Here is a 5658-nt window from a genome sequence, read left to right on the forward strand (position 1 = left end):
CGCTCGACCCGGCCAACCTGGTGGACCTGCAGGCCTACGTCCGCGAGACGGGCGCCGATATCGGTTTGGCCTTCGACGGGGACGCCGACCGCTGCTTCGTCGTCGACGAACGCGGCCGGCCGGTGTCGCCCTCGACCGTGACCAGCCTGGTCGCCGCGCGCGAGTTGAGCCGGGAGATCGGCGCCACCATCATCCACAACGTGATCACGTCCCGGGCGGTGCCGGAGTTGGTCACCGAGCGCGGCGGCACACCGCTGCGCTCGCGCGTCGGGCACTCCTATATCAAGGCGATGATGGCCGACACCGGCGCCATCTTCGGCGGCGAGCATTCGGCGCACTATTACTTCCGCGACTTCTGGGGCGCGGACTCCGGGATGCTGGCGGCGCTGTACGTGCTGGCGGCCCTGGGCGAGCAGGACCGGCCGCTGTCGGAGCTGACCGCCGACTACCAGCGCTACGAGTCGTCAGGCGAGATCAACTTCACCGTGGCGGACGCCGCGCTGTGCACCGAGGCGGTGCTGAAGTCCTTCGGCAGCCGCATCCACGCGATCGACCACGTGGACGGCGTGACGGTCGACCTCGGCGACGGCAGCTGGTTCAACCTGCGCAGCTCCAACACCGAGCCGTTGCTGCGGCTCAACGTCGAGGCGCGCAGCACCGACGACGTAGACGCGGTGGTCGCGCAGATCAGCGCTCAGATCCAGGCGCAGTCGGCGCCCGCCGGGGCCGCGCCGTGAACACCGTCCGGGCGATCGATCTCGAGGACACCGAGGGCCTGCTCGCCGCCGACCGGGACGGCCTGCTGCGCTCCGCGTCGTCGGCGGGCGCGCAGGTGCGCGCGATCGCCGCGGCCGTCGACGAGGGTGCCCTGGATCCGCTGCGGGCCGACGACCGGCCGCGCAGCCTGATCTGGGTCGCCGGCCGCGGGACCGCCGACAACGCCGGCGCGATGGTCGCGGCGACGGTGGCCGGAGCGGCCTCCGAGCCGATCACGCTGACCGCCGAGGTACCGCCGTGGATCGGCCCGCTCGACGTGCTGATCGTCGCGGGCGACGATCCCGGCGATCCGGCGCTGGTCACCGCGGTCGCCACCGGGGTGCGCCGCGGGGCGCGGGTCGTCGTCGTCGCGCCATACGAGGGTCCGCTGCGGGACGCCACCGCCGGCCGCGCGGCGGTGCTGGCGCCGCGGCTTCCGATCCCCGACGAGTTCGGGTTGTGCCGCTACCTGGCCGCCGCCCTGGCGGTGGTGCAGGCGGTCGACCAGCGACCCAGCGTCGACCTGCGGGCGCTGGCCGACGAGCTGGACGCCGAGGCGCTGCGCAACAGTGCGGCCCGCGAGCTGTTCACCAACCCGGCCAAGACGATTGCCGCGCGCATCGCCGATCGGCAGGTGGCGCTGGCCGGCGACTGCGCCGCGACGCTCGCGCTGGCCCGGCACGGCAGTTCCGTCCTGCTGCGGATCGCCCACCAGGTGGTTGCCGCGACCGGGCTGTCGGATGCCGTCGTCGCGCTGCGGGCCGGGGTCTCCGGCGGCTTCGCCGATCCCGCCGACGCGCTCTTCCACGACGAACAGATCGACGGGCCGCTGCCGCGGCGGCTGCTGGTGCTGGCCCTCACGCTGTCCGCCGAGCAGACCATCGTGGCGGCCCGGACCGCCGGGCTCGACGACGTGTACCTGCTCGCCGCCGAGGACGTGCCCGACGGTCCCGGCGGCTCTGCCGGGTCGACGGTCGCGCCCGCGTTGGGCGGCGCCATCAGCGCCGAGCAGCAACTGGCAGTATTGGCCGTTCGACTGGAGATGGCCGCGGTTTACGCGCGCCTGGCGCGGGGATAGATAACACAGTGGAACTGCTTCGCGGGGCCTTACGCACGTACGCCTGGGGATCGCGTACCGCCATCGCCGAATTCACCGGGCGGACGGTCCCGGCTGCCCATCCGGAGGCCGAACTCTGGTTCGGGGCGCATCCGGGCGACCCGGCCTGGCTGGAAACGGACGCCGGCGAGATCTCTTTGCTCGACGCGCTGGTCGCCGACCCGGAAGGCCAGCTGGGCCCCGGGGCCCGCGCCCGGTTCGGCGACGTGCTGCCGTTCCTGGTCAAGGTGCTCGCGGCCGACGAGCCGCTGTCGCTGCAGGCCCACCCGAGCGCGGCGCAGGCGGCCGAGGGTTACCTGCGGGAGGAGCGGCTGGGCATTCCGCTGAACTCGCCGGTCCGCAACTATCGCGACACCTCGCACAAGCCCGAATTGCTGGTGGCGCTGCAGCCATTCGAGGCGCTCGCCGGATTCCGGCAGGCCTCCCGCACGGTCGAGTTGCTGCGGGCGCTGTCCGTCTCCGACCTCGACCCCTTCATCGACCTGCTCAACGACCAGTCCGACGCCGATGGCCTGCGCGCGCTGTTCACCACCTGGATCACCGCGCCGCAGCCTGACATCGACGTGCTGGTGCCCGCGGTGCTGGACGGCGCCATCCAGTACATCAGCTCCGGGGCAACGGAATTCGCCGGCGAGGTCAAGACGGTGCTGGAGCTCGGGGAACGCTACCCCGGCGACGCCGGGGTGCTGGCCGCGCTGTTGCTGAACCGCATCACGCTGGCCCCGGGCGAGGCGATCTTCGTGTCGGCCGGCAGCCTGCACACCTACCTGCGCGGTTTCGCCCTGGAGGTGATGGCCAACTCCGACAACGTGTTACGCGGCGGCCTGACCCCCAAGCACGTCGACGTCCCCGAACTGCTACGGGTGCTCGACTTCACCCCGACCACCGAGGAACAGGTGCGCCCCCACGTACGCCGCGAGGGCTTCGGCCTGATCTATGAGACTCCGGCCGAGGAATTCGCGGTCGCGCTGCTGGAGCTCGACGGCGACTACCTGGGCCACGAGGTCGACGCCTCGTGCAGCCACGAGGGTCCGCAGATCCTGCTGTGCACCGAGGGGTGCACGACGGTGCACGGCAAGTCCGGGTCGCTGACGCTGCAGCGGGGGATGGCCGCCTGGGTGGCGGCCGACGACGCCCCGATCCGGCTGGTCGCGCGCGAGCCCACCAAGCTGTTCAGGGCGACCGTAGGGCTGTAGGGGTGCGGCGGCGATCGCCACGGGCGGCCTGACGGCGTTCGCCCAGCCACAGCCGCAGATTGTGGGCGATCGTGCGGCCGACGATGCGCGGCGGCGGGACCATGTAGAGGCTGTCGAGCAGCGAGAACCGGCGCAAAAACCATTCGGCCAGAACGGGATCGGTCTCGGCGGCCCCGAGGAACTGGTCGAACAGCGCGCCCGAGGGCCGCCACCACCAGGGAATGGGCCCCTTGGTCTCGGCGTGGTGGAAGGTGACGTCGCCGATGGCGTTCATCGTCCACACCGGGAAGGTCGACTTGGCGGTGGCCCGACTGAGTTCGGCGGCCAGCTGGTCGTCGGGCAGTTTCAGCGCGCGACGCAGATGGCCGGCCTGCAGCGAGGTCATCGTCATGCCCTGCCCGAAGGTGGGGTTGAAGCTGGCCACGGCGTCGCCGAGGGGGATGATGCCGGCGGGGAAGCGGTCCAGCTTGTCGTAGCGGCGCCACTTGCTGGCCGGAAAGGCGTGGAACGCCGGCTCGCCGATGGGATCGGCCTGCTTCAGCGCCGCGTTGACGTGGGGCGGGACCAGCTCCTCGGCCAGTTCCAGCATCTCCGGAAACGTCTGCGGCGGCTTGACGTTCGCCACCCCGAACGTCGTCAGCACCCAGGTGCCGTCCTCGTAGCAGAGCATGCCGAGCCCCAGCGACTTGTCGTGCGACGCGCCGGCGACCACAACCTTCTCCGCTATCAAGCCGTCCGGGATGCGAAATTGCTGGGTCGCGTAGTAGATGCCGATGTCGAGGAGGTCTTCCCGCGGGCGCTCGTAGCCCCACTGCGTCAGCCACGTCGGCAGCCGGGTGCCCCTGCCTGCCGCGTCGACGACGAGGTCGGCCGCGACGAATTCCGGTTCCTCGCCGTCGACGGGATCCAGCAGCACCCCGGTCACCCGCTGGCGCGCCGGGTCGAACCGCGGTTCGGCCACCGAGCGCCGCACCATCGTGACGTTGTCCGTGTTGCGGACGCGTTTGCGCAGCTGCCACTCCAGGTGCGGCCGGCTGGGCACGTACGCGGTGAATTCGTCACGCAGTGTGTGTCCGGTGCCGAGCACGTGGCCCGCGGCGCCGAGATGAATGCAGTCGGGCCGGTTCTCCAGCATGGGCACGCCCGCGGCCACCATGTCTTCCAGCAGCCCGGGGAAAAGGCTCTCGAACTCCATTGCGCCGCGGGCCATCAGCATGTGCAGGTGCCGGTCCTGCGGAACGGTCGCCCGGCTCGACGGTGTGCTCGGCAACTCGTCGCGCTCGTAGACCGTGACCCGGGAGAACGCATCCGAGAGCACCTGCGCGGCGCACAGCCCGGCGATGCTGCCGCCGATGACCACCGCATGGTCCCTGGTGTTTGCTTTGGTGTCCGCCATCTCGGCAGAGTACCCAGTACTGTGACGGACCAATGGGTCCCCTTCGTAGAGGGAAAGGGCGACGGATGGCCAACCGATGGCGCATGAAGTCGGTCGAACAATCGATCGCCGACACCGACGAGCCAGACACCCGGTTACGCAAGGAATTGACCTGGTTGGACCTGGTCGTCTTCGGGGTCGCCGTGGTGATCGGCGCCGGTATCTTCACCGTCACCGCGTCGACGACCGGTGACATCACCGGCCCGGCGATCTGGATCTCGTTCGTGATCGCGGCGGTCACCTGCGCGCTGGCGGCGCTGTGCTACGCCGAGTTCGCCTCCACGCTGCCGGTCGCCGGCAGCGCCTACACCTTCTCCTACGCCACCTTCGGGGAGTTCCTCGCCTGGATCATCGGCTGGAACCTGCTGCTCGAGTTGGCGATCGGCGCCGCGGTCGTGGCCAAGGGCTGGTCGAGCTACCTGGGCAACGTGTTCGGGTTTGCCGGCGGCACAACGCAGCTCGGTTCGGTCAGCCTGGACTGGGGCGCGCTGCTGATCGTCACCGGGGTTGCCGTGCTGATCGCCCTGGGCACCAAGCTGTCGTCGCGGTTCTCCGCGGTGATCACCGGCATCAAGGTGTCGGTGGTGCTGCTGGTCGTCGTCGTCGGCGCCTTCTACATCAAGGGCTCCAACTATTCGCCGTTCATCCCCAAGCCGGAGGCGGGGCACGAGGCGTCGGGCGTCAACCAGTCGGTGCTGTCGCTGATGACCGGGGCGCACAGCAGCCACTACGGCTGGTACGGGGTGTTGGCGGGAGCGTCGATCGTGTTCTTCGCGTTCATCGGGTTCGACATCGTCGCGACCATGGCTGAGGAGACCAAGCGGCCCCAGCGCGACGTTCCGCGGGGCATCCTGGCGTCGCTGGCGATCGTGACCGTGCTCTACGTGGCGGTCTCGGTGGTGCTGTCCGGGATGGTCTCCTACACCCAGCTCAAGACGATGCCCGGCCACAAGCCGGCCAACCTCGCCACGGCGTTCACCGCGAACGGCATCCATTGGGCCAGCAAGATCATCGCGATCGGGGCGCTGGCCGGATTGACCACCGTGGTGATGGTGCTGATGCTCGGCCAATGCCGCGTGCTGTTCGCGATGGCGCGCGACGGCTTGCTGCCGCGCCAGTTGGCGAAGACCGGCTCCCACGGCACCCCGGTCCGG

At 70.4% G+C, this 5658-nt stretch carries 4 protein-coding genes and 1 pseudogene; 4 read left to right on the forward strand and 1 reads right to left on the reverse strand.

Features of this window, described 5'->3' with window-relative positions; genetic code table 11:
- From manB to manA, 3 genes and pseudogenes are all read left to right on the forward strand, one after another.
- Positions 1-737: pseudogene (manB, locus tag A9X05_RS13880) on the forward strand (phosphomannomutase/phosphoglucomutase); the annotation flags it as partial.
- Positions 734-1834: a TobH protein gene (locus A9X05_RS13885; protein WP_067782010.1), complete on the forward strand. Its 1101-nt coding sequence runs from the start codon at positions 734-736 to the stop codon at positions 1832-1834. The pseudogene manB and the gene A9X05_RS13885, both read left to right, overlap by 4 nt.
- 8 nt (positions 1835-1842) lie before the next feature.
- A complete protein-coding gene (gene manA / locus A9X05_RS13890) occupies positions 1843-3069 on the forward strand; it encodes a mannose-6-phosphate isomerase, class I (RefSeq protein WP_067759007.1) in 1227 nt (408 codons plus the stop codon).
- On the opposite strand, the gene A9X05_RS13895 is transcribed toward manA, so the two are convergent.
- Positions 3047-4429: an NAD(P)/FAD-dependent oxidoreductase gene (locus tag A9X05_RS13895; RefSeq protein ID WP_197499057.1), complete on the reverse strand. Its 1383-nt coding sequence runs from the start codon at positions 4427-4429 to the stop codon at positions 3047-3049. The two genes, manA and A9X05_RS13895, sit on opposite strands and share 23 nt — an antisense overlap.
- Positions 4430-4530: 101 nt before the next feature.
- Here A9X05_RS13895 and A9X05_RS13900 point away from each other — a divergent pair.
- The coding region (locus tag A9X05_RS13900; RefSeq protein ID WP_067782015.1) for an amino acid permease at positions 4531-5658 on the forward strand (1128 nt) is incomplete at its 3' end.

This window comes from Mycobacterium sp. E3298 (genome assembly GCF_001666895.1).
In the GTDB taxonomy this organism is placed as follows: domain Bacteria; phylum Actinomycetota; class Actinomycetes; order Mycobacteriales; family Mycobacteriaceae; genus Mycobacterium.